This window comes from Nocardioides conyzicola (assembly GCF_039543825.1).
GTDB lineage: Bacteria > Actinomycetota > Actinomycetes > Propionibacteriales > Nocardioidaceae > Nocardioides > Nocardioides conyzicola.
In genome coordinates, this window is the sequence record NZ_BAABKM010000002.1 from 2862041 (window position 1) to 2884559 (window position 22519).

A 22519-nucleotide genomic window follows, 5' to 3' on the forward strand; every position below is an offset into this window, starting at 1 on the left:
TTCACGGGCGCTCCACGACGACGTTGGTGGACTTGACGGAGGCGATGGCGCGTACGCCGGGCTCGAGGCCGAGCTCCTCGGCGGCCTCGGAGCTCATCAGCGAGACCATCCGGTAGGGACCGCAGATCATCTCGACCTGGGCCATGACGGTGTCCTTCTTGACCTTGGTGACGATCCCGGCCAGCCGGTTGCGGGCGCTGACCGAGGCCGCCCGGGTGGCCTCGCGATCGGGCTGGTCGGCGAGCGACTCCGCCAGGACGGCGAGGTCGACGCCCGGTACGACGGTGCGGCCGTCGCTCTTGGTGCTGGCCACGCGACCCGCCTCGACCCAGCGGCGCATGGTGTCGTCGCTGACTCCGAGCAGCTCGGCTGCTTCCGCGATTCGGTAGGTCGTCACGCGGGGATCATGCCGCAGATGCGGTCAGGTGACCAGTGAAAGCGCCGCAACGGCGGCAATGAGACTGATCGGGGTGACCAGCAGCGAGACTCGGTGGAACTCCCGCATCGAGGGCGGGTGACCGAGCCGGACCATGCCGCGGCGCCACAGCAGGTTGGCCAGCGACCCCGTGTAGCTGAGCCCCGAGCCGATGTTGAGGCCGAGCAGGGCGGCCAGGATCGCGGTGTCGCCGAGCGGCGCCAGCAGGGGGACGAGCAGCAGCGTCGCCGAGAGGTTGGTCAGGAGGTTGGCCAGTGCGGTCGCGATCACCGCGATCAGCAGCAGGCTGGCGAAGTCGGTGCCGTCCGGGAGCCGGTCGCTCACCCAGGAGCCGAGGAAGCCGGCGGCCAGCGCCGCCACCACCACGCCGAGGGAGAGCACGAAGACCGCGAACGTGGGGTGCGCGGACCGGACGGCGTCGGGCGCGGTGAGCAGCCCACGCCGGCGCGCCCACACGACCAGGACCACGGCGGCGGCGCCGGAGACCCAGAACGGGTCGACGCCGAGGGGTGACCCGACGCCGAAGCCGACCAGCATCAGCAGCACGACGACGAGCGGGGTCCGGGGGATCGGCGGTGCCTCCTCCACGTGCGTGGGCCCCGGGGGTGCTGCGAGGTCCGAGCGGAAGAGCAGCCGCAGCGCGACGTACTCGACCACCAGCACGACCGCGAGGACCGGCGCCATCACGAGCGCGAACCCGCCGAAGGTCAGGTCGAGGTGGGGCATCGCGAGCAGGTTGGTGAGGTTGGAGACCGGCAGCAGCAGCGAGGCGGAGTTGGCCATCCGCAGGCAGGCGTGTGCGCCCGGCCGGTACGACGTACCGCTGCTGACGGCGGCCGCGACGACCACCGGGGTGAGCAGCACCACGGTAGCGTCGAGGCTCAGCGCCGCGGTGACCGCGGCCGCGAGCAGGAAGACGCCGGTGAAGATCGGCACCGCGCGGCCGCGGCCCGCGTCGCGGACCCGTGCGGCGGCCGCCGCGAAGAGCCCGGCCCGGGCGCAGACGTCGGCGACCACCAGGATCGTGACCAGGAAGAGCACCACCGGACCCAGGTGGCGCAGCGTGTCCTCGACCTCGGACCTGGTGAGGATCCCGGTGGAGAGGGTCGCCAGCGCCGCGAGCACGCCGACACCGGCCTCGACCCGTCCGGACGGGTGCGCGTAGGCCGTGACCAGGAGTGCGAGGAGGGCGGCCAACGGGATGAGATCGAGGGCCGCCACGCCGCGACCCTAGATGACCTGGGAAACTGCTCGTGTGAGTGAGTCGCAGACCGAGCCGGCCGCGCCGGAGAAGGCGGGCCGGTACAACCGGTCCACCGGTGGCCTGATCGGCTCGATGATCGTGCTGGTCCTGGTCGTCCTCGGCATCGTGGCCTTCCGGGGAGCCTTCCGCGACACCCCGGACTACCAGCCGGAGCACATCGAGTACCTCGACCTGATCCAGAGCGTGCAGCGGGTCGGGCTGGAGCCGCTCTACCCGCCGGAGCTCCCGGACGGATGGTTCACCAAGGACGCGAGCTACGACCCGGGCGACCGGCCGTCCCTCGACCTGGTCTTCGCCACCGACGACGACCACACCGCCGGGCTGCACCAGGAGGACACCTCCGCGAAGGGCCTCCTGACGACGTACGTCGGCGGCGGCGTGACCGAGGACAAGGCGACGCTCACCACCGACGTCGGCACCTGGACGTCGTGGACCGACACCGACGGGGACCACGCGTTCACCACCCAGCACGGTGAGGACACGGTGCTCGTCTACAGCTCGGGTGACCCCGACGCCCTGCGGTCCTTCGTCGAGTCACTCACCGACGCGAAGCTCCCGGAGCAGTGAGTCGAGTCGGGACCTCTGACCGTTGAGTCGGGAGTTCTAGTTCCGGCTCAACCCTCGTCGCCCTCGATGGCCGCGTCGAGGCGCTTGCGGGCACCGTCGAGCCAGTCCTGGCAGATGGTGGCGAGGGCCTCGCCGCGCTCCCAGAGCGCCAGCGACTCCTCGAGCGTGGTGCCGCCGGCCTCGAGGCGGCGGACGACCTCGATGAGCTCCTCCCGGGCGCCCTCGTACGACGGCGTCTCCTCAGCCTTCTTCGGCATGGATCTCCTCGGTGCTGGTGGTGGTGGCGTGGATACGGCCGTCGGCGACCCGGACGCTGACCTGCTGGTCGGGGGCGACGCCGTCGATCGAGGTGACGACGTGACCGTCGGCGTCCTGGAGCACGGCGTACCCCCGCTGCAGGGTGGCCAGCGGCGACAGCGCCCGTGCCCGGGCGCGCTGGTGGCCGACGTCGTCGGCGGCGCGGTCGAGCGAGTGGCCCAACGTACGGCGGGCCCGGTCGCGCAGCCGGTCGACCTCGTCGAGGCGCGCGTCGAGCAGGCTGCGCGGGTCGGCGAGGGCGGGCCGGGAGCGGAGCGCGTCGAGCCCGGCCTGCTCGCGCCGGACCCACCCGGCGAGCGCCGACCGGACCCGGTCGCGGGCGTGGGTGACGCCGCGCAGCTCCTCCACGACGTCGGGCACGACGAGCTTGGCGGCGTCGGTCGGCGTCGAGGCGCGGACGTCGGCGACCAGGTCGAGCAGCGGCTGGTCGGGCTCGTGGCCGATGGCGGAGATGACCGGCGTCCGCACCGCGTGCACCGCCCGGATCAGCGCCTCGTCGGAGAAGGGCAGCAGGTCCTCGACCGAGCCGCCGCCACGGGCCACGATGATCACGTCGACGGCCGCGTTGCGGTCCAGTCGCTCCACGGCCTCGATCACCTCGGCCGCCGAGCGAGGGCCCTGCATCGCGGCGTACGCCACCTCGAAGGTGACCGCCGGCCAGCGGCGCTTCGCGTTGTCGAGGACGTCGCGCTCGGCCGCACTGTTGGGCGCCGTGACCAGGCCGACGGTGCCGGGCAGGAACGGCAGCGAGCGCTTGAGCTCGGGCGCGAACAGGCCCTCGGCCGCCAGCAGCTGGCGCCGCCGCTCGAGCCGGGCGAGCAGCTCGCCCAGGCCGACCATCCGGATCTCGCGGGCGTAGAGCGAGATGGTGCCGCGGTTGGCGTAGTACGACGGCTTGGCGTTGACCACGATGCTCGCCCCCTCGACCACAGGCGGGTTGAGGCTGTCGAAGAGCGTGCGCGAGCAGGTCACCGTGACCGAGATGTCGGCGACCGCGTCGCGCAGCGTCATGAAGACGGTCGCCATGCCCGGCCGGCGGCTCACCTGGGCGACCTGGCCCTCCACCCACACCGCGCCCAACCGGTCCACCCAGCCGGCGATCGCGTTGGCGATCTGGCGCACGGGGGCCGGGGACTCGAGCGAGGTCTCCATGGCCATGCCCGCGAGATTAGGGGATAGCACCGACCCACCTAGACTGGCGTCATGACCACCGCCCTTCCTACCAACATGGGCATGCCCCCGATCCTGTCGCCGGAGGCGGCCGAGAAGGCCGTGCTGCTGGCGGCCCCTCGGGGCTACTGCGCCGGCGTCGACCGTGCGGTCATCACCGTGGAGAAGGCGCTCGACCTGTACGGCGCGCCCGTCTACGTGCGCAAGCAGATCGTGCACAACAAGCACGTGGTCGCCGACCTGGAGTCGCGCGGCGCGATCTTCGTCGAGGAGCTCGACGAGGTGCCGGCCGGGCAGACCGTGGTCTTCTCCGCCCACGGCGTCTCGCCCGAGGTGCACCGCCAGGCCGGGGAGCGCTCGCTCAAGACCATCGACGCCACCTGCCCGCTGGTGACCAAGGTCCACCACGAGGCCAAGCGCTTCGCCGCCGAGGACTACGACATCCTGCTCATCGGCCACGCCGGCCACGAGGAGGTCGAGGGTACGGCGGGCGAGGCGCCCGACCACATCCAGCTGGTGCAGAGCCCGGCCGACGTGCCCGGCATCGTCGTGCGCGACCCGAAGCGGGTCGCCTGGCTGTCGCAGACCACGCTGTCGGTCGACGAGACCCTCGAGACCGTGGCCGCCATCCGCGAGCGGTTCCCCGATCTCCTCGACCCGCCGAGCGACGACATCTGCTACGCCACCCAGAACCGTCAGCTCGCCGTCAAGGAGATCTCCCCGAACGCCGACCTGGTGATCGTGGTCGGCTCCGGCAACTCCTCCAACTCGGTGCGGCTCGTCGAGGTCGCCCTCGAGGTCGGCGCCAAGGCGTCGTACCGCGTCGACGACGCCTCCGAGATCGACGAGGCGTGGCTCGACGGCGTCCGGACCGTCAGCGTGACCTCGGGCGCGAGCGTGCCCGAGGCGCTGGTCGACGGCGTGCTCGCCTTCCTGGCCGAGCGCGGCTACCCCGACGCCCAGGCCGTGCACACCGCCGAGGAGTCGCTGATCTTCGCGCTCCCGCCCGAGCTGCGCCGCGACCTCAAGGCCGCCGGCCGGGTCTGAGCGATGGCCCGCTACCTCGACGTACACCCCGACAACCCGCAGCCGCGGCTGCTCGGCCAGATCGCCGAGGCGCTCCGCGACGACCAGCTGATCGCCTACCCGACCGACTCCGGCTACGCGCTCGGCTGCCGGCTCGGCAACCGGGACGGGCGCGACCGGATCCTGCGGATCCGCGGGCTCGACGACCGGCACCACTTCACGCTGATGTGCAAGGACTTCGCGCAGCTGGGTCAGTTCGTGCAGGTCAACAACTCGGCGTTCCGGGCGATCAAGTCGGCGACGCCGGGCCCGTACACCTTCATCCTCCCGGCCACCCAGGAGGTGCCGCGGCGGCTGATGCACCCGAAGAAGAAGACCGTCGGCGTCCGCATCCCCGACCACGTCTTCGTGCAGGCGCTGCTCGCGACGCTCGAGGAGCCACTCCTGACCAGCACGCTGATCCTCCCGGGCGAGACCGAGCCGCGCAGCATGGGCTGGGAGATCAAGGAGGAGCTCGACCACCAGGTCGACGTGGTGGTCGAGGCGGGGGAGACCCTGGCCGAGCCGACCACGGTGATCGACTGGTCGGAGGGCTACCCCGAGGTGGTGCGCGTCGGAGCCGGCGACCCGAGCCGGTTCGAGGCGGCCTGACGGCTCAGCACCCGGTGGCGCAGCACCCGATGCCTCAGGGCGAGCACCGCCAGGCTGAGCAGGTAGCCCGTGGTCAGGGCGCCGGCGTGGCTGGCGAGCCCGCTCACCACGGCCTGCACGACCCCGTCGCCCGGGTCGGCGATCACGTCGGGCCGGGTGAGGCCGATCAGCACGAAGACGCCGACCATGAGCAGCGGCGGGAGCACGCCGACCGTGAAGAAGTCCGACGGCCGGACCAGCAGGGCGAGCGCCACGCACGACAGCACGAAGCAGATGTCGAAGAGGACGGTCAGCCGGCCGAAGGCGACGAGGTCGAGGGCGGTGACCGTGAGCGCGAGCGCGACTCCGAGCACGACGACCTGGCGGCCGGACTCGTGCCCCTCTTCCCAGAGGGTCCTCTGGCTCACAGGGCCACGCTATGGTCCGCCGGGCCCTCGTCGTCGGCGCCGCGCCGGTCGACCGCGTGCAGTCCGGCGGTGACCGGGCCGGCGGGAGTCCGGGTGCTGACCTCCACCTGACGTGGTGCGGGCAGGTCACCGAAGCGCCGGGCCGACACCAGCACCCGTGACTCCAGGGAGCCGACGGTCTGGTTGTAGTGCCCGACCGCGGCGTTGAGGGAGCGGCCGAGCTGGTCCAGGTGGCCGTTCATGCTCGCCAGCCGCTCGTGCAGCTCCCGCCCGAGCCGGTGGATGTCGCGCGCCTGGTCGGCCAGGGCCTCGTGGCTCCAGCCGTGGGCGACCGTGCGCAGCAGCGCGATCAACGTCGTCGGGGTCGCGAGCACGACCTGCCGCGCAGCGGCGTACTCGATCAGGCTGCCGTCGGCGTCGAGAGCGGCGGCGAGGAACGACTCGGCGGGCAGGAAGAGCACGACGAACTCCGGGCTCTCGTCGAGCGAGCGCCAGTACTGCTTCGACCCGAGGACGTCGACGTGGGCGCGGACCTGGCCGGCGTGCCGGCGCAGGTGCCGGTCGCGTACGTCGTCGTCGTCGCTGGTCGTCGCGTCGAGGTAGGCGTCGAGCGGCACCTTGGCGTCGACCACCACCTTGCGGCCGCCGACCAGGTTGACCACCAGGTCGGGCCGGCGGGCGCCGTCGTCGAGCCGGACCTGCTCGGCGAAGTCACAGCGGTCCACCAGGCCCGCCAGCTCGACGGCCCGGCGCAGGTGCAGCTCTCCCCACTGCCCGCGGACCTGCGGCTTGCGCAGCGCGGTGGACAGCGTCTGGGTCTCCCGCTGCAGCTGCCCGACCTGGGCGTCGAAGTGCCCCTGCCAGCTGGCCCGGGCCCGGTCGAGGTGGTGCATCTGGTCGCTGAGCCGGTCCAGGCCCTGCATCACCTCGGCCTGGTCCACGACACCGGCCGTGAACGTCGGGCGAGAGCGGGACCAGAGGACGCCGACGACCGCGCCCAGGCCGAGGCCGATCGCGAGCGTGAGGAAGAGCGTCAGGATCTCCATGCCGTCCAGCATGGCGGTGGCCACCGACAGTGCGTCTCGACCGTCGCCGCGTCAGCCGAGGTCGACGACCACGGGCGCGTGGTCGGAGGGGGCGCCGGTGCCCTGGGCGGGGTCGCGCTCGTCGCGGTCCACGAAGGCGCCGGTGACCCGGGCCGCGAGCGACGGGGAGCCGAGCAGGAAGTCGATGCGCAGGCCGCGGTTGCGCTCGAAGCGCTGCCGGTAGTAGTCCCAGTAGGTGTAGCCCGGGTCGTACGGCTTCACCGTGTCGACCCAGCCGTCCTCGGCGAAGGCGAAGAACGCCGCGCGCTCGGCCGGGGTCACGTGGGTCGAGTTCTTGAACTGGGTCACGTCGAAGACGTCGTCGTCGGTGGGGCAGACGTTCCAGTCGCCCACCAGCACCGACTCGGCACCGACCCACGCGCGGGCGGCCTCGCGCAGCGCGGCGTACCACTCCAGCTTGTAGACGTAGTGCGGGTCGTCGGGCTTGCGGCCGTTGGGCACGTAGAGCGACCAGAGGCGTACGCCGCCGCAGGTCGCGCCGATCGCCCGCGACTCCGGCTCGGCGGGGTCGGCCGCGTCCTTGGCGTAGCCGGGCTGCCCGGGGAAGCCGACCTCCACGTCCTCGAGCCCGACCCGGCTGATGATCGCGACGCCGTTCCACTGGTTGGTGCCCGCTGCCGCGATCTCGTAGCCCCGGGACTGCAGGCCCATCAACGGCAGCTGGTCCTCGCGCGCCTTGGTCTCCTGGAGCGCGAGCACGTCGATCTCGTGGCGGTCGAGCAGCGCCTCGACGCGGTCGATCCGGGTCCGGAGGGAGTTGACGTTCCAGGTCGCGATGCGCACGACGGCACCCTACGACCCGAGATGTACAAGAACTCTTGTAGGTGTCGGAGGTGGCGCCTAGCGTGCGGGCATGACCTCGATCGAGACCCTGCGGGCGTTCCACCACCCGACCCGGCGACGGATGGTCGACTACCTCTACCTGCACGGCCCGACCCAGGTCGGCACGCTCGCGCGGGAGCTGGGGGAGCAGGTCGGCAGCATCAGCCACCACCTGCGGATGCTCGAGCGCGCCGGGGTGGTCGCGCCGGCGCCCGAGCTCGCCACCGACGGGCGCACCAGCTGGTGGCGCCTGGAGCAGTCGTCGGTCTCGTGGTCGGTCGACGACTTCGCGGGCGACGCGGCGGCGATGGTCGCGGCGACCGCTGCCGAGCGGCTCAACATCGACCATCAGCTCGGCAAGCTCGCCGCCTGGAAGCGGGCGGCCACGAAGGCCGACCCGGAGTGGCGGCAGGCCGCGTTCACCACCGACTTCCTGGCGCTCGCGACCCCCGACGAGCTGGCGGCGCTGCACGAGGCCCTCAACGAGGTCGCCCGGAGCTGGCGGGCCGGCATCGACCCGGACGACGGCGCTGTGCGCGAGCCCGTCTTCGTGTACGCCCACGGCTTCCCGACGCGCCCGTGACCGGCGCGATGACGAGGGACCGGGTCGCCCTCGGCTGGCTCGGGATCAAGGCCGTCTCCAACGCGGGCGACGCCCTGTGGACGGTCGCGCTCGCGTGGACCGCGGTCCACGTCGCCAGCCCCGCCGTCGCCGGGCTCGTGGTCGCCTCCGGCACCATCCCCCGCGCCCTGGTGCTGCTGCTCGGGGGAGTGGTGGCCGACCGCCGCGAGCCGCGCCTGGTGATGATGGTCGTCAACGTCGTGCGCGTCGCCGTCCTCGTCGCGACGGCGCTGTGGGTGATGGTGGCCGGTACGACGCTGCCGGTGCTGATCGCGGCCGCGGTCGCCTTCGGGCTCTGCGACGCGCTCTACCAGCCGTCGGCCGCGACGATCTCCCGCCAGCTCGTCCCGGCCGAGCAGCTGCCGGCGTACGCCGGGGCGAGCCAGACGGCGATCCGCCTGGGCAGCATGGCGGGCGCGGCCCTCGGCGGTGCCGTGGTCGCCGCCTGGGGGCTGGGCGGCAGCGCGGTCGCCAACGCGGTCACGTTCGCGGTCGTCGTCGGCTACCTGGCACTGGTGCTGCGGCCGCGCTACCCGCTGCCGCGGGCCGAGGCCGAGCCCGTGCTCCGCGGCGTGGCGCGCGGGTTCGGCCACCTGCGGGACGAGCCCACGACCCGCACCCTCGTGCTGACGCTGTCCGGGCTCAACCTCGCGGTGTCCCCGGCGCTCGCGCTCGGTGTCGCCCTGCGGGCCCAGGGCGAGGGCTGGGGCGCCGGTGCGGTCGGCCTGATGCAGGCACTGGTCGCGCTCGGCGCCGCCGTCGGCGCGCTGACGCTGCTGCGGTGGCGGCCTCGCCGCGAGGCGGTCGTCGGCTTCTGGCTGCTCGTCCTGCAGGGGGTGGCGATCGTCGGCATCGGCGTCGGCTCCCTGGTCACCACGGCGGTCGCCTGCGCCGTCATCGGCATCACCGCCGGCTCGGCCTCCTCGCTGCTCGGCGCCGTCTTCATGGCCCTGGTCGACGGTGCCTACCTCGGCCGGATGACCTCGATCCTGCAGCTCGGGGACGACGTGCTGATGCCCGCGGCGATGGCCGCGTTCGGTGCCCTCGCGGCGGCGTACGGCGTCGGGGCGGCCTGCGCGGCCTACGGGCTCGCCATGGCCGGCCTGATGCTGCTGCCGCTCTCCCGCCCGGCCATCCGCCGGATCTCCCTCACGGCGGGCGTTAACACGCCCGCAACCCAGGACGCGCCGGTCGCCGCCACCCTGGAGGCGTGACCGACACCCCGCCCCGTGCGTGGACCGGCCACGTCATCGTCTGCGGCCTGCACGACGAGGGCCTGCGGATCGTGGAGCAGCTGCACGGCGCCGGCGTGCGGGTGCTCGTCGTCGACGACGCCCCCGACCCGCGTCTGGTCCGGTCGCTCCAGGCGCTCGGGGTGCCGCACCTCGAGGCCGACTCCCGCCAGGCCGAGACACTCGAGTCCGCCGGGCTGGCCGGGGCGACGGCGCTGGTCTGCGTCGAGAGCGCGGACCTCCACACCCTCGCGACCGCGCTGCTCGCCCGCGAGGTGCGTCCCGACCTGCGGGTGGTCGTGCAGCTGCGCAACGCCGCCGTCGGGCGCGCCCTCGGCGGCGTGGGCGTCGCCGTGCTCGACGTCGCCGGGCTGGCCGCCCCGTCGATCGTCGAGGCCTGCCTGCGCACCGGCTCGTGGACGCTCGAGCTGGGGGAGGTCGCCTTCCGCGTGGTCGAGACGGTCGTCCTCAGCGAGGGGACGCTGCGTGACCTGTACGGCGACCTGGCGCCGCTCGCCGTCGTGCGCGCGGTCGACGGGCACGCGGCGCTGACGCCAGGACGCGACACGGTCGTCCACGCAGGCGACAGCATCGTGGTCGTCGGCACCCCGGACGAGGTGGCCGCCGCCGGCCTGGGGGTGCGACGCCGTACGAGCGACGCCCCGGCGGTCCCCGCGTTCATCGGTGCCCGCGCCCCACGGCCGCCGGGTGCGCGGCGCTCGCTGCTGCGCGACCTGGTCGCCGACGTCGATCGACGGATCAAGTTCGCGCTCCTCGCGCTGGTGGGGCTCGTCGGGGTGTCGATGACCGTGCTCCTCGTCGGCTACGAGGAACCCTCCGGCCGGCGGATGTCGGCGATCGACGCGCTCTACTTCACCGTCGAGACGATCGGGACGGTCGGGTTCGGCGACTTCTACTTCCGGGACCAGCACGCCTGGCTGCGGATCTGGGCGATCTGCCTGATGCTCGTCGGCGCGACCCTGGCCACGGTCTTCTTCGCGCTACTCACCAACGCCCTGATCGGCCGGCGCCTCGAGGAGACCCTGGGACGTCGTCGGATCACCAGCCTGGACGACCACGTGATCGTCATCGGCGCCGGTTCGATCGGCGTCGCGGTCGTCGACGGGCTGCGGGCCGCCGGCGTCGACGTCGTGGTGGTCGAGACCGACGACGGCAACCGGTTCCTCGACCACCTCCGGCGGAGCAAGGTGCCGGTGGTCGTCGGCGACGCGACCCTGCCCGAGACGCTGTCCACGCTGCACCTCGAGACGGCCCGTGCGGTCGCCGTGCTCACCAGCGACGACCTCGCCAACATCGAGACCGGCCTGGCGGTCCGCGACCTGCTCGGCGATCGCTGGACCGACGTACCCGTGGCCCTCCGCCTCTTCGACCGACGGCTGGCGGGGACCGTCGCCGGCAGCTTCGACTTCCGGTACGTGCGGTCGCCGGCGGCGCTGGCCGCGCCCTGGTTCGTCGGCGCCGCGCTCGGCCTCGACGTGATCGACACGTTCTACGTCGGCGACCTGCCGATGCTGGTCGCCCGGCTGACCATCCCCGAGAGGAGCGGCCTCGACGGGCTCGCGATGCGTGACCTCGAGGCCCGGATCCTGGTGGTGTCCCTCGTCCGCAGCGACGGCCGGACCGAGCACCCACCACGTCGGGACACCCGCTTCGCGGCCGGTGACGTGGCCTACCTGGTCGGGCCGCACGAGGAGCTGCTCCAGCTGCTGCGGACCGACGCGCTCGCACCGGCAGCGCTCGACGGCTGAGTCTGCTTACATCGGCCCATGAGGCGCACCGTCCAGGCCATGCTCGTCGTCGCGATCGTCATCGACATCGCCTACTGGACGATCTGGTTCACCGACCGCGACGTGCTGGCGAGCTCGCACCGCTCGGCGTACTACGAGTTCGAGGACGCCTTCCCGCTCGCCGACCTGTGGCTCGGCATCGCCTGCGTCCTGGCGCTCGTCGCCCTGACCCGCGGACGCCCGTCGGCGACGTTCTGGCTCACCTGCGCCGGGTCCGCCGGCCTCTATCTCTTCGGCATGGACTTCCTCTACGACGTCGAGAACGGCATCTTCACCTCGGGCGGCGGTGGCGTGGTCGAGGCCGTGATCGTGGCGCTCACCCTGGTCTTCTCGGTGACGGTGCTGCGGTTCGCGTGGCAGCGGCAGCTCGCCGTACCGTGAACCCGTGAGCCTGAGCCTCTCCTCGATCCACCGCTTCCCGGTCAAGTCCTGCCGGGGCGAGGACCTGGACATCGCGGTCGTCGAGCCCTGGGGGCTGGCCGGGGACCGGCGCTGGATGCTCGTCGATGAGGCCGGTGACGTGATCACCGCGCGCGAGGCCAACCAGCTGGTGCTCATCACCCCAACCATGACCGCCGACGGCCTGGTGCTGACGGCGCCGGACCTGCCGCCCCTCACGGTGCCGACCCCGGACCCGCGCCACCAGACCCCGGTCGCCCTCTGGAAGTCGGAGCTCACCGCCGCCACCGCCGGCGCGGAGGCGGACGCGTGGTTCGGCAAGGCCCTCGGGCGTACGGCGCGGCTCGTCCACCTCGACGACCCCACCCGCCGGCCGACGAGCATCGCGTTCAGCGAGCCGGACGACCGGGTCTCCTTCGCCGACGGCTACCCGCTGCTGGTGACGACCGAGGCGTCGCTGGCCGCCCTCAACGACGTGGTCGTCGAGCGGTCCGCGGGCGCCCACCCGCCGCTGCCGATGACCCGCTTCCGTCCCAACGTGGTCGTCACGGGGTCGGCGGCCTGGGCCGAGGACGACTGGCGCCGGATCCGGATCGGCGACGCGGTGTTCCGGGCCGTGAAGGGGTGCGCGCGCTGCGTGCTGACCACGATCGACCCCGACACCGCCGTACGCGAGAAGGAGCCGATCGCCTCCCTGGCCCGGATCCGTCGGTGGGACGGCGCCACCTGGTTCGGCGTCAACCTGGTCCCCGACACCCCGGGCGCGACGATCCGGGTCGGCGACGAGGTCGAGGTGCTCGAGGCCGTGCCGCCCGGCGGCGGGCCGATCCGTCCTGCCCTCTGACCGTCCAGGCGCGGCTGTGGGCTTGGCGTCAGGAGGAGACTCGGTGGATGGACGCCACCCGCACGACCCTGCTCGACAAGAAGACCGAGCTCGAGGAGCAGATGGCCGTGCTCGAGGAGCTGCCCGGCGAGCGCGGTGAGATCTCGTTCGGCAAGCGCGTGGGCGAGGGCACCTCCATCGCCGTCGACCGGCTCTCGCAGGTCGCGGTGCACGACAAGCTGCAGCTGACGAAGGTCGATGTCGAGCGCGCGCTGGTCAAGGTGGACGAGGGCACCTACGGCACGTGCGACGTGTGCGGGCGGGCGATCGGCGACGGTCGTCTCGAGGCGCTCCCGTGGGCGACCCTCTGCGTGGACGACTCAGCGAAGCGCTGATTGGGGCGCGGTCGCCGTACGCCCGTAAAGTGACCGCCCGTGGCACTCACCATCGGCATCGTCGGACTCCCCAACGCGGGCAAGTCCACCCTCTTCAACGCCCTGACCAAGAACGACGTCCTCGCGGCCAACTACCCGTTCGCGACCATCGAGCCGAACGTCGGCGTCGTGGGGGTCCCGGACGACCGGCTCCCGCGGCTCGCGGAGATCTTCGGCTCCGCCAAGATCCTCCCGGCCACTGTGGAGTTCGTCGACATCGCGGGCATCGTGCGCGGTGCCTCGGAGGGTGAGGGCCTGGGCAACAAGTTCCTCTCGCACATCCGGGAGTCGTCGGCGATCTGCCAGGTGACCCGGGTCTTCCGCGACGAGGACGTCACCCACGTCGACGGTGAGGTCAACCCCGGCAACGACATCTCCACGATCCAGACCGAGCTGATCCTGGCCGACCTGCAGACCGTCGAGAAGGCGATCCCGCGGCTGGAGAAGGAGGCCCGGATGAACAAGTCCCAGGCCGCCGTCCTCGACGCCGTGAAGGAGGCGCTCGGCCACCTCGAGGCGGGGACGCCGATCATCGCCACCAAGGTCGACCGCACCCTGATCCGCGAGCTCTCGCTGATGACCGCCAAGCCGTTCATCTACGTCTTCAACTGCGACGCCGACGAGCTCGCCGACGAGGACCTCAAGGACAAGATGCGTGCCCTGGTCGCGCCGTCCGAGGCGATCTTCCTCGACGCGAAGTTCGAGTCCGAGCTGGTCGAGCTCGACGACGACGAGGAGGCGCGCGAGATGCTCGCCGAGATGGGCGTCACCGAGCCCGGCCTCGAGACGCTCGCCCGGGTCGGCTTCGCCACCCTCGGCCTGCAGACCTACCTGACCGCCGGTCCCAAGGAGACCCGCGCCTGGACGATCCCCCAGGGCGCCACCGCTCCCGAGGCCGCCGGCGTGATCCACACCGACTTCCAGCGCGGCTTCATCAAGGCCGAGATCGTCTCCTTCGACGACCTCGTCGCCCTGGGCTCCATGCAGAAGGCCAAGGAGGCCGGCAAGGTGCGCATGGAGGGCAAGGACTACGTCATGGCCGACGGCGACGTCGTGGAGTTCCGCTTCAACGTCTGACGAGGGCGTGCCTCGGCCGCTGCTGGTCGTGCGCACGTGTTGGTGACCGGCTCGGAGTCCCGTCACCGTGCGACGACTCGGTAGTCCTCGCCGAGAGCTCGACCAAGTTCGCGCGCGATGGCCGAGCCCTCGTCCTCCCACGCGAAGATGGCAGCGGTGTTGTCGTCCGTCGCTTCCTCGTACTTGCCGGCGTCGGCAATCCACGCGAGAACTCGCTTGGTCAGCGCCTCGGGTGTAGGAGGCAACACCTTGGCCTGTCCAGTCGTGGTCGCCTCCTCGTCCCACGAAACGAGGTGGCCAGTCTCTGCGTCCATGATCAGCCTGCTCAACTGGATGAGCAGAGGGGGCTGGCTTCGTGGGGGCTCGACCTCGATGCCGGGGTGGACCTCTTCGCCGAGACGTCGGAGGAGCTCCTGCTGTCTGGCGAAGTGGCGACGCTTCCAGTCTTCGGGCGGCTCGCTCTGAGGTGACGCCAACTCCTCGTTCCAGGCCATCGCGTCGTCGAAGAGCTGGCGCGAGATGCCGAGCCAGCGGCGAAGTTCGTCGAAGTCGTCACTGAGATGTCCCTCGTCATCCCAGAATGGTCCCGCGTGCTCGTGGGCGCGAAGACTCACGTTGCGGATGACCGGGTCTTCGTTGTCGAGGTCAGCGGCTCCCTCTGGTGCGAATGCGAACCAGCCGAACTCGCCCCTCTGGTCCGCAGGCGGCGTCAGCCTGTCCGGGTACTGCTCACTCATGTCACGACCCTCTCAGATGTGAGGGTGCAGTCGCCTTGCGTTGGCGGTCGACGGTGAGCACGGTGTTCCGCTTCAACGTCTGACCAACGCCGTTGCTCCACCGGCAGCCGGGCTTCACCCCATCAGGTGAGGATTTTGGACGGGCGCGGGCGCACTGGTGATGATCGCGACATGGGAAGTCATGACCCCGTACGCGTGAGCGTGGTGAGTCCTCAGCCGATCGTCGAGGCTGGTGTCGTCGGCTTGCTCTCGCAGCACCGCGACCGGGTCGAGCTGGTCCCGGCACCTCGCGCGGGAGCCCAGGCTGACGCGGACGTCCCGGTCGAGCCCGACGTCGTGCTGTACGACGCCATCGGGTTGCTCCACGGGGACGCCGACGACTTCGACTACCTGGTCGACCACACCAAGGCCCACGTCCTGGTGATCTCGCGCGACCTGCGCCCCGACCTGGCCGGCCGGGCGCTGCAGCGCGGCGCGCAGGGCTACTTCTCCCTGGGCGTGGACAACGAGGAGCTCCTCGCCGCGGTCGACTCCGCGGTCACGGGATGGGTCGTGGGCGACCCGGGCGAGGACCCCACTGTCGGCTCCGGTGTCAGCGCAGCGGCCGCGCTCCGCAACGGCAACAGCGTGTCCTTGTCGGGTCGAGAGGCGCAGACGCTGGAGTTCATCGCGCAAGGGCTCAGCAACAAGGAGATCGCTGCGCGGCAGTACCTGTCCATCAACTCGGTCAAGACCTACATCCGGACGGCCTACCAGAAGATCGGCGTCGCGACGCGCGCCCAAGCCGTCAGCTGGGCGATCCAGAACGGCATCGACCCGGGACCGGGCGGCCGTCCCGCTGATGATCGCGAGAAGTAGCGCCGCCACGCCCGGCGGACCCGCTCGACACATGAACACCTGACCGTTCGGGCACCCCACAGTCACCACGCGCGACTTGGGTGATGTCTCACTCCATCTGGCCGGGTGGCTCGAGCTCGAGCTGGTCGTGACCCGTCGCCCGTCCAGGGAGGCGGGTCACGATGCGTTGGTGGTAACCAATTCGATACGGACCCGTTCCGTTTCGTGGTAGGTTCCCCGCGTGACGACGACCGGAGCCGACCTGGCGGAGGAGCCCCGACGGGGTCGTCCGCGGGACCCGAGCCGCGACGGCGCGATCATCCAGGCCGCGATCGACATCCTCGTGCGCGACGGATACGACCGGCTCTCGATGGAGGGCGTGGCCGCCGCAGCCGGTGTCGGCAAGGCCACGGTCTACCGCCGGTGGAGCAGCAAGGCCGAGCTGGTCATCGACGCGATGGCGACGCTCAAGCCCGCCATCGACTCCATCGACACCGGCTCGCTCGACGGCGACATCGAGCTGCTGGTCGCCGCCTCCTGCAGCCCGAGCTCCCAGCTGCTGCTCCAGGTGATGGTCAGCGTCTGCTCCGCCCTGCCTCGCGAGCCCGACCTGCTCGAGGCCTTCCGGACCCGCTTCACCGAGCCTCGCATCGCGCGCATCACCGCGATCCTCGAACGCGCACGGCGGCGCGACGAGCTCGGCCCCGACGTCGACGTGGCGATGGCCGCGAGCCTCGTCCCGTCGCTGATGCTGCAGCGCGTGCTCATGACCGGCCAGCCGGCCGGGCGCGCGTACGCCGAGCAGGTCGTGGGCAGCGTGCTGCTCCCGGTGCTCGGCCGACCCCCACGACCTGTCTCGACGACCGACACGGAGACCACCCCATGACCGATGCACCGCCCTCGAACGCGACCCGCAACGGCGGACTCGCCCTGGCCGTGATCTGCGTCGCGCAGCTCATGGTGGTGCTCGACGCCACCGTGGTGAACGTCGCGCTGCCGAGCATCCGCGCCGACCTCGACTTCTCGCTCGACAACCTGACCTGGGTCGTCACCGCCTACTCGCTGGCCTTCGGCGGGCTCCTGCTCTTCGGCGGACGTACCGGAGACCTCTTCGGTCGGCGGCGGATGTTCATGATCGGCATCGCGATCTTCGCGGGCGCCTCGCTGGTCGGCGGGTTCGCCACCAGCGAGACGATGCTGATCCTCGCCCGTGCCGCTCAGGGCGCCGGTGGCGCGATCGCGGCACCCACCGCGCTCGCACTGCTGGCCACCACGTTCACGGAGCCGGCCGCACGCGCCCGTGCCTTCGGGGTGTTCGCGGCCATGGCGGCGTCGGGCGGCGCGCTCGGCCTGCTGCTGGGCGGCGTCCTGACCGACTACGCCAGCTGGCGCTGGGCCCTCTTCATCAACGCCCCGATCGGGGTGATCGTGCTCCTCCTCACCCCGCGCGTGCTCAACGAGTCGCAGGGGTCGGGCACCAAGCTCGACCTGCCGGGCGCCCTCACGGTCACGGCCGGCATGTCGACGCTGGTCTACGGCCTGACCAAGGCCTCCACCGACGGCTGGGGTTCCACGACCACCGTCGTCACCCTCGTCCTCGCCGCGGCCCTGCTCGTCGCGTTCGTGATCATCGAGCACGTCTCGAGCCACCCCCTGATGCCGTTCCGGATCTTCGCCGACCGCAACCGCACCGGCGCCTACCTGATCATGCTGTTCCTGGCCGGGGCGCTCTTCACGACGTTCTACTTCCTGGCCCAGTACCAGCAGAACGTGCACGGCTGGAGCCCGTTCCACACCGGAGTCGGCTTCCTGCCCATGCCGGCGACGATCATGTTCATGTCCATCGTGGTGGTACGACGGCTGGTCCCGGTGGTCGGCATCCGTCCGTTCCTGACCGTCGGCCCGATCCTCGCGATCGCCGCGATGTACAGCTTCACGCAGCTCGACGCGAGCAGCAGCTACTGGCCCTTCCTCGGCTCGATCCTGCTCCTCGGCCTCGGCATGGGCTGCGCCTTCGTGCCGCTGACCATGACCGCCGTCAACGGTGTCGCGCCGCACGAGACTGGCCTGGCGTCGGCCCTGCTCAACACCGGCCAGCAGATCGGCGGGGCGATCGGCCTGGCCGCCTTCGGCACGGTCTTCGCGCACGCCGCGGCCGACCGCGCCGCCGATCTCGGAGCCGCGGCCGGCACCGCCGCGGGACAGGCCGACATCTTCGTGGCCGGTCAGCACCACGCCTTCCAGGCGGCCATCGTGGCGGCGGTGCTGGCGCTCGTCGCCTCGTTGGCACTGATCCGCGTCAACAAGGTGGCGCCGGCGGCGCCGCCGGCCCCTGCTGCGGCGCCCGCCCTCGCGGACTAGGTGTCGTCGGCCCCGTGACGAGCGACTGGGAGTTCGCCGACGCCTGGGTGTTCGCGGCGATCGCGGTCTACGACCGCCCGTGCTCGCTGGTGGAGGTCATCGGCGCGGCCGACTGGATCAACCACGCGGTCCTGCTCGAGGACGAGGTCGAGAGCGCGCTCGGCAAGCTCACCGGCTCGGATCTCGTGCGCGTCTACGAGGGCTGGACCTTCGAGCTGACGGACGAGGGGTCGAGCATGTGGTCCGGCGGGGTCCGGGACCTGCAGGCCCACCTCGACCAGATCGAGGAACGGCTGGCGGTCATCGAGCCGGGGCGGGGGAGCGTCAGGCTCCCTCGAGGCGTGATGGATCGAGCGCTGGCTGAGTATCGGAGTCGCTGACCGTCGACGCGTCCGTTCCCGCTGAGGACAGCAGGAGTTCCGGGTCCAGCTCCAGGTCGTGCGCGACAGCGTCGAAGATCGGGGAGGAATCCATGGTCCAACTTCCATCTGGGGACTTCGTCCGAGAATCCGTGAGTATGTGTCCTGTTCGTTGCCGAGCGAAACGTGGATTGGACCACACCGGCCGGTCAGCGCGCGACGCTCGCGTGGGCGTCGACCAGTGATGGCCCGTACCAGGTCAGCAGCCGGCCGCTGACGAGCTCCGTCGGCGTCCGGGCGAACGCCTCCGGGCCGTCGTCCGAGGTGAACACGTAGGGCTCGTCGGGCAGCAGGACGGCGTCGGCTCCCGCGCCGTCGACCTCGGCCACGTCGACCTGCGGGTAGCGGCCCTCGTGGGTCGCGAAGACGTTGTCCCAGCCGAGCCGGCGGGCCAGGTCGCCGGTGAACGTGCAGCCGCCGACGACCATCCACGGGTCGCGCCAGATCGGGATCGCCACCCGGCGCTCGACCGGCGGCAGCGAACGGCACCACAGGCCGCGGGCCTCGGCGAGCCAGTCCGGGCGCGGCCAGCCGAGGACGTCGCCGAAGAGCTCGTCGTACGCCGCGACCGCCTGCGGGACGGTCTCGATCTCGCAGACCCAGACCCGGACGCCGGCGTCACGCAGACGGCGTACGTCGAGCTCGCGGTTCTCCTCCTTGTTGGCGACGACCACGTCGGGGGAGAGGGCGCGGATGGCGGCCAGGTCGGGGTTCTTCGTCCCGCGGACCCGCGTGACGTGCAGGTCAGCGGGGTGCGTGCACCAGTCGGTCGCACCGACGAGCGCCTCCGACCGGGCTGACGCCAGGGCCTCGGTGATCGAGGGGACGAGGCTGACGACGCGATCGGCGCTCATACGTTGCGACGGTACTGGCCACCCACCTCGAAGAACGCCTCGGTGACCTGGCCGAGCGAGCAGACCCGGGCGGCGTCCATGAGGACGGCGAAGACGTTCTCGCCGGAGACGGCCGCCTCCTTGAGGCGCGCGATGGCGGCGGTCGCCTCGTCGGTGTGCGTCGCCTGGAAGGCGTGCACCCGGTCGAGCTGCGACTGCTTCTCGGTCTCGGTCGCGCGGGCCAGCTCGACGTGGTCGGGCGTGCCGTCGCCGGAGTCGGGCTTGCGGAACGTGTTGACGCCGATGATCGGCAGCGAGCCGTCGTGCTTGCGGTGCTCGTAGAGCATCGACTCGTCCTGGATCCGGCCGCGCTGGTAGCCGGTCTCCATGGCGCCGAGGACGCCCCCGCGCTCGTTGATCGCGTCGAACTCGGCCAGCACGGCCTTCTCGACCAGGTCGGTGAGCTCGTCGATGATGTAGGAGCCCTGGAGCGGGTTCTCGTTCATCGCCAGGCCCCACTCGCGGTTGATGATCATCTGGACCGCGAGCGCGCGGCGCACCGACTCCTCGCCGGGCGTCGTGACGGCCTCGTCGTAGGCGTTGGTGTGCAGCGAGTTGGCGTTGTCGTAGATCGCGATCAGCGCCTGCAGGGTGGTGCGGATGTCGTTGAAGTCCATCTCCTGCGCGTGCAGGGAGCGGCCGCTCGTCTGCACGTGGTACTTCAGCTTCTGCGAGCGCTCGTTGGCGCCGTACTTCTCCTTCATGGCCACGGCCCAGATGCGACGGGCGACGCGGCCGATGACGGAGTACTCCGGGTCCATGCCGTTGGAGAAGAAGAACGACAGGTTGGGCGCGAAGTCGTCGATGTCCATGCCGCGCGCGAGGTAGGCCTCGACGTACGTGAACCCGTTGGCCAGGGTGAACGCGAGCTGGCTGATCGGGTTGGCCCCGGCCTCGGCGATGTGGTAGCCGGAGATGCTCACCGAGTAGAAGTTGCGCACCTGCTGCTGGATGAACCACTCCTGGATGTCGGCCATCATCCGCAGCGAGAACTCGGTGGAGAAGAGGCAGGTGTTCTGGCCCTGGTCCTCCTTGAGGATGTCGGCCTGGACGGTGCCGCGCACGGTCCGCAGCGCCACCTCGGGGTCGAGGCCACGCTCGCGGGCCTGGTCCATCGCGGTGTTGAGGAAGAACGCCAGCACGGTCGGGGCCGGCCCGTTGATGGTCATGCTCACGCTGGTGGTCGGCGACAGCAGGTCGAAGCCGTCGTACAGCTCCTTCATGTCGTCCAGGGTGGCGACGCTGACGCCGGAGGTGCCGACCTTGCCGTAGATGTCGGGGCGCTCGTCGGGGTCGCGGCCGTAGAGCGTCACCGAGTCGAACGCCGTGGAGAGGCGGGTCGCCGGCTGGCCCTCGGACAGCACCTTGAAGCGTCGATTGGTGCGCGCCGGGTCGCCCTCGCCGGCGAACATCCGGGCGGGGTCCTCGTTCTCGCGCTTGAAGGGGAAGACGCCGGCGGTGAAGGGGAAGCGGCCGGGGACGTTCTCGCGCCGCCAGTACTTCACCAGCTCGCCGTGGTCGACGTACGACGGCAGCACGACGCGGGGGATCTGGTTGCCGGAGAGCGACTCGCGGGTCGGCTTCTCGGCGTACTCCTGGACGACGGAGGGCCACTCCTCGAGCTGCTGCTTCGTCTCCACCGGCAGCGCCTCGCGCGCCTCGGCGAGCTTCGCGAGCACCCCGCCCTGCTCGTCGTCGGCGAGCTCGGCGGAGACCTCCTCGAGGCGCTGCAGCCGGCGGGCCGCGTCGACGAGCTGCTCGGTCTCGGCGTGGTAGCCGCGGACGGTCTCGGTGATCTCGGCCAGGTAGCGGACCCGGTCGGTGGGGACGACCTGGCGGATGCCGGAGGAGTGGCGTACGTCGACCGGCGTCAGGACGCCCTCGCTCGTGGCGAGTCCCCGGTCGGCGAGCAGGTCGCGCAGGTGCTGGTAGAGCGCGGTGACGCCGTCGTCGTTGAACGTCGCGGCCGAGGTGCCGAAGACCGGCATGTCGGCGGGCTGCTTGCCGAAGGCCTCCCGGTTGCGCACCAGCTGGCGGCCGACGTCGCGCAGTGCGTCCTTGGCGCCGCGGCGCTCGAACTTGTTGATCGCGACCACGTCGGCGAAGTCGAGCATGTCGATCTTCTCGAGCTGGGAGGCGGCGCCGAACTCGGGCGTCATGACGTAGAGCGAGGCGTCGACGTACGGCAGGATCCCGGCGTCGCCCTGGCCGATGCCGGGCGTCTCGACGACCACCAGGTCGAACCCGGCCGACTTCACCACCGCGATCACGTCGGCGAGGTGGTCGGGCACCTCGTGGGCGCCGCGGGTGGCGAGGGAGCGGAAGAAGACCCGGTCGCCGTCGAGGGAGTTCATCCGGATCCGGTCGCCCAGCAGCGCGCCGCCGCCCTTGCGCCGGGTCGGGTCGATCGCGATCACGGCGATGCGCAGCTTGTCCTGCTGGTCGTTGCGGAAGCGGCGGACCAGCTCGTCGGTGAGCGACGACTTGCCCGAGCCGCCGGTGCCGGTGATGCCGAGGACCGGGGTGGTGTGCGCGGCGGCGGCCGAGCGGAGCGCGGCCAGCATGTCGTCGGGGAGCCGACCGGTCTCGGCGCCCGTCACGGCGCGGGCGACCGCGAAGCGGTCGCCGCTGATCACCTGCTCGGCGGTGACCTGGCGGGTGTCCCAGAGGTCGAAGTCGCAGTCGGCGACGACCGAGTTGATCATCCCGACGAGGCCCATCCGCTGGCCGTCCTCGGGGGAGAAGATCGTGACGCCGCTCGCGCGCAGCCGCTCGATCTCGTCGTGGACGATGACCCCGCCACCGCCGCCGACCACCTTGACGTGGCCGGCGCCCTGGGCGCGGAGCGACTCGACGAGGTACTCGAAGTACTCGATGTGGCCGCCCTGGTAGGACGACACCGCCACGCCCTGCGCGTCCTCCTCGAGCGCCGCGCTCACGACCTCCTGGACGGAGCGGTTGTGCCCGAGATGGATCACCTCGCACCCCTGGCTCTGGAAGATCCGCCGCATGATGTTGATCGAGGCGTCGTGCCCGTCGAACAGGCTGGACGCCGTGACCAGGCGGATCGGGTGCGTGGGGACGTGGAGATCGGGCATGGGCGGGGTCTC

24 protein-coding genes are annotated in these 22519 nt (G+C 71.5%); 14 read left to right on the plus strand and 10 right to left on the minus strand.

Features of this window, described 5'->3' with window-relative positions:
- Nucleotide 1: 1 nt before the first annotated feature.
- Nucleotides 2-397, minus strand: coding sequence for a TOBE domain-containing protein (locus tag ABEA34_RS16955; RefSeq protein WP_345522578.1), 396 nt, complete (start codon nt 395-397; stop codon nt 2-4).
- Between the two features lie 24 nt (nt 398-421).
- Nucleotides 422-1657 (minus strand): SLC13 family permease, encoded by a 1236-nt coding sequence (locus tag ABEA34_RS16960; protein ID WP_345522579.1) that lies wholly within the window; start codon nt 1655-1657, stop codon nt 422-424.
- Between the two features lie 34 nt (nt 1658-1691).
- On the opposite strand from ABEA34_RS16960, the gene ABEA34_RS16965 reads away from it, so the two are divergent.
- Nucleotides 1692-2267 (plus strand): DUF4245 family protein, encoded by a 576-nt coding sequence (locus ABEA34_RS16965; protein ID WP_345522580.1) that lies wholly within the window; start codon nt 1692-1694, stop codon nt 2265-2267.
- Nucleotides 2268-2314: 47 nt separating this feature from the next.
- On the opposite strand, the gene ABEA34_RS16970 is transcribed toward ABEA34_RS16965, so the two are convergent.
- Together ABEA34_RS16970 and xseA are read right to left on the minus strand one after the other, a co-directional pair.
- Nucleotides 2315-2524 (minus strand): exodeoxyribonuclease VII small subunit, encoded by a 210-nt coding sequence (locus ABEA34_RS16970; protein WP_345522581.1) that lies wholly within the window; start codon nt 2522-2524, stop codon nt 2315-2317.
- Complete coding sequence (gene xseA / locus ABEA34_RS16975) at nt 2508-3743, minus strand: exodeoxyribonuclease VII large subunit (RefSeq protein WP_345522582.1); 1236 nt, start codon at nt 3741-3743, stop codon at nt 2508-2510. The genes ABEA34_RS16970 and xseA overlap by 17 nt, the downstream gene beginning before the upstream one ends.
- Nucleotides 3744-3818: 75 nt before the next feature.
- Here xseA and ABEA34_RS16980 point away from each other — a divergent pair, with 75 nt between their 5' ends.
- Both ABEA34_RS16980 and ABEA34_RS16985 read left to right on the plus strand, forming a co-directional pair.
- Nucleotides 3819-4802 carry a 4-hydroxy-3-methylbut-2-enyl diphosphate reductase gene (locus ABEA34_RS16980; protein ID WP_345522808.1) on the plus strand — a complete coding sequence of 328 codons (984 nt, stop codon included), beginning with the start codon at nt 3819-3821 and terminating at the stop codon, nt 4800-4802.
- Between the two features lie 3 nt (nt 4803-4805).
- Nucleotides 4806-5432, plus strand: coding sequence for an L-threonylcarbamoyladenylate synthase (locus ABEA34_RS16985; RefSeq protein WP_345522583.1), 627 nt, complete (start codon nt 4806-4808; stop codon nt 5430-5432).
- Here the strand turns inward: ABEA34_RS16985 and ABEA34_RS16990 are convergent.
- From ABEA34_RS16990 to ABEA34_RS17000, 3 genes are read right to left on the minus strand one after another with little or no spacing between them, the layout of a single operon-like run.
- Entirely contained in the window at nt 5375-5839 is a 465-nt protein-coding gene (locus tag ABEA34_RS16990) for a DUF6542 domain-containing protein (protein WP_345522584.1), read from the minus strand. The genes ABEA34_RS16985 and ABEA34_RS16990 overlap by 58 nt on opposite strands.
- A complete protein-coding gene (locus tag ABEA34_RS16995) occupies nt 5836-6909 on the minus strand; it encodes a DNA recombination protein RmuC (protein ID WP_345522585.1) in 1074 nt (357 codons plus the stop codon). Before ABEA34_RS16995 ends, ABEA34_RS16990 begins: the two co-directional genes overlap by 4 nt.
- 27 nt (nt 6910-6936) lie before the next feature.
- Complete coding sequence (locus ABEA34_RS17000) at nt 6937-7728, minus strand: exodeoxyribonuclease III (RefSeq protein WP_345522586.1); 792 nt, start codon at nt 7726-7728, stop codon at nt 6937-6939.
- 70 nt (nt 7729-7798) lie between these two features.
- On the opposite strand from ABEA34_RS17000, the gene ABEA34_RS17005 reads away from it, so the two are divergent.
- The 7 genes from ABEA34_RS17005 to ychF are packed head-to-tail and all read left to right on the plus strand — an operon-like array spanning nt 7799 to nt 14162.
- A complete protein-coding gene (locus ABEA34_RS17005; protein ID WP_345522587.1) occupies nt 7799-8350 on the plus strand; it encodes an ArsR/SmtB family transcription factor in 552 nt (183 codons plus the stop codon).
- An 8-nt stretch (nt 8351-8358) separates the two neighbouring features.
- Nucleotides 8359-9603: an MFS transporter gene (locus ABEA34_RS17010; RefSeq protein WP_345522588.1), complete on the plus strand. Its 1245-nt coding sequence runs from the start codon at nt 8359-8361 to the stop codon at nt 9601-9603.
- On the plus strand, nt 9600-11390 hold the full coding sequence (locus ABEA34_RS17015; protein WP_345522589.1) for an NAD-binding protein: 1791 nt from the start codon (nt 9600-9602) through the stop codon (nt 11388-11390). The genes ABEA34_RS17010 and ABEA34_RS17015 overlap by 4 nt, the downstream gene beginning before the upstream one ends.
- Before the next feature lie 18 nt (nt 11391-11408).
- Nucleotides 11409-11810 carry a hypothetical protein gene (locus ABEA34_RS17020; RefSeq protein WP_345522590.1) on the plus strand — a complete coding sequence of 134 codons (402 nt, stop codon included), beginning with the start codon at nt 11409-11411 and terminating at the stop codon, nt 11808-11810.
- Nucleotides 11811-11814: 4 nt separating this feature from the next.
- Complete coding sequence (locus tag ABEA34_RS17025) at nt 11815-12672, plus strand: MOSC domain-containing protein (RefSeq protein WP_345522591.1); 858 nt, start codon at nt 11815-11817, stop codon at nt 12670-12672.
- A 47-nt stretch (nt 12673-12719) separates the two neighbouring features.
- Nucleotides 12720-13046 carry a TraR/DksA family transcriptional regulator gene (locus ABEA34_RS17030; protein WP_345522592.1) on the plus strand — a complete coding sequence of 109 codons (327 nt, stop codon included), beginning with the start codon at nt 12720-12722 and terminating at the stop codon, nt 13044-13046.
- Nucleotides 13047-13085: 39 nt separating this feature from the next.
- On the plus strand, nt 13086-14162 hold the full coding sequence (gene ychF, locus ABEA34_RS17035) for a redox-regulated ATPase YchF (RefSeq protein WP_345522593.1): 1077 nt from the start codon (nt 13086-13088) through the stop codon (nt 14160-14162).
- Between the two features lie 62 nt (nt 14163-14224).
- On the opposite strand, the gene ABEA34_RS17040 is transcribed toward ychF, so the two are convergent.
- A complete protein-coding gene (locus tag ABEA34_RS17040) occupies nt 14225-14899 on the minus strand; it encodes a hypothetical protein (RefSeq protein ID WP_345522594.1) in 675 nt (224 codons plus the stop codon).
- A 204-nt stretch (nt 14900-15103) separates the two neighbouring features.
- On the opposite strand from ABEA34_RS17040, the gene ABEA34_RS17045 reads away from it, so the two are divergent.
- From ABEA34_RS17045 to ABEA34_RS17060, 4 genes are all read left to right on the plus strand, one after another.
- On the plus strand, nt 15104-15757 hold the full coding sequence (locus ABEA34_RS17045) for a helix-turn-helix transcriptional regulator (protein ID WP_345522595.1): 654 nt from the start codon (nt 15104-15106) through the stop codon (nt 15755-15757).
- A gap of 220 nt (nt 15758-15977) precedes the next feature.
- Nucleotides 15978-16622 (plus strand): TetR/AcrR family transcriptional regulator, encoded by a 645-nt coding sequence (locus tag ABEA34_RS17050; protein WP_345522596.1) that lies wholly within the window; start codon nt 15978-15980, stop codon nt 16620-16622.
- Nucleotides 16619-18097 carry an MFS transporter gene (locus ABEA34_RS17055; RefSeq protein ID WP_345522597.1) on the plus strand — a complete coding sequence of 493 codons (1479 nt, stop codon included), beginning with the start codon at nt 16619-16621 and terminating at the stop codon, nt 18095-18097. The genes ABEA34_RS17050 and ABEA34_RS17055 overlap by 4 nt, the downstream gene beginning before the upstream one ends.
- A gap of 14 nt (nt 18098-18111) precedes the next feature.
- Nucleotides 18112-18477, plus strand: coding sequence for a hypothetical protein (locus ABEA34_RS17060; RefSeq protein WP_345522598.1), 366 nt, complete (start codon nt 18112-18114; stop codon nt 18475-18477).
- Between the two features lie 188 nt (nt 18478-18665).
- Here ABEA34_RS17060 and ABEA34_RS17065 read toward each other — a convergent pair whose 3' ends face one another.
- Nucleotides 18666-19370: a helical backbone metal receptor gene (locus ABEA34_RS17065; RefSeq protein ID WP_345522599.1), complete on the minus strand. Its 705-nt coding sequence runs from the start codon at nt 19368-19370 to the stop codon at nt 18666-18668.
- Complete coding sequence (gene icmF / locus ABEA34_RS17070) at nt 19367-22507, minus strand: fused isobutyryl-CoA mutase/GTPase IcmF (protein ID WP_345522600.1); 3141 nt, start codon at nt 22505-22507, stop codon at nt 19367-19369. Before icmF ends, ABEA34_RS17065 begins: the two co-directional genes overlap by 4 nt.
- Nucleotides 22508-22519: the final 12 nt, after the last annotated feature.

What these genes read in the sequence shown, in the direction of transcription:
- ABEA34_RS16970 (WP_345522581.1), bottom strand. Translation starts at nt 2,524, where the DNA reads ATGCCGAAGAAGGCTGAGGAGACGCCGTCGTACGAGGGCGCCCGGGAG.
- xseA (WP_345522582.1), bottom strand. Translation starts at nt 3,743, where the DNA reads ATGGCCATGGAGACCTCGCTCGAGTCCCCGGCCCCCGTGCGCCAGATC.
- ABEA34_RS16980 (WP_345522808.1), top strand. Translation starts at nt 3,819, where the DNA reads ATGCCCCCGATCCTGTCGCCGGAGGCGGCCGAGAAGGCCGTGCTGCTG.
- ABEA34_RS16985 (WP_345522583.1), top strand. Translation starts at nt 4,806, where the DNA reads ATGGCCCGCTACCTCGACGTACACCCCGACAACCCGCAGCCGCGGCTG.
- ABEA34_RS17005 (WP_345522587.1), top strand. Translation starts at nt 7,799, where the DNA reads ATGACCTCGATCGAGACCCTGCGGGCGTTCCACCACCCGACCCGGCGA.
- ABEA34_RS17010 (WP_345522588.1), top strand. Translation starts at nt 8,359, where the DNA reads ATGACGAGGGACCGGGTCGCCCTCGGCTGGCTCGGGATCAAGGCCGTC.
- ABEA34_RS17020 (WP_345522590.1), top strand. Translation starts at nt 11,409, where the DNA reads ATGAGGCGCACCGTCCAGGCCATGCTCGTCGTCGCGATCGTCATCGAC.
- ABEA34_RS17030 (WP_345522592.1), top strand. Translation starts at nt 12,720, where the DNA reads ATGGACGCCACCCGCACGACCCTGCTCGACAAGAAGACCGAGCTCGAG.
- ABEA34_RS17040 (WP_345522594.1), bottom strand. Translation starts at nt 14,899, where the DNA reads ATGAGTGAGCAGTACCCGGACAGGCTGACGCCGCCTGCGGACCAGAGG.
- ABEA34_RS17055 (WP_345522597.1), top strand. Translation starts at nt 16,619, where the DNA reads ATGACCGATGCACCGCCCTCGAACGCGACCCGCAACGGCGGACTCGCC.
- ABEA34_RS17065 (WP_345522599.1), bottom strand. Translation starts at nt 19,370, where the DNA reads ATGAGCGCCGATCGCGTCGTCAGCCTCGTCCCCTCGATCACCGAGGCC.
- icmF (WP_345522600.1), bottom strand. Translation starts at nt 22,507, where the DNA reads ATGCCCGATCTCCACGTCCCCACGCACCCGATCCGCCTGGTCACGGCG.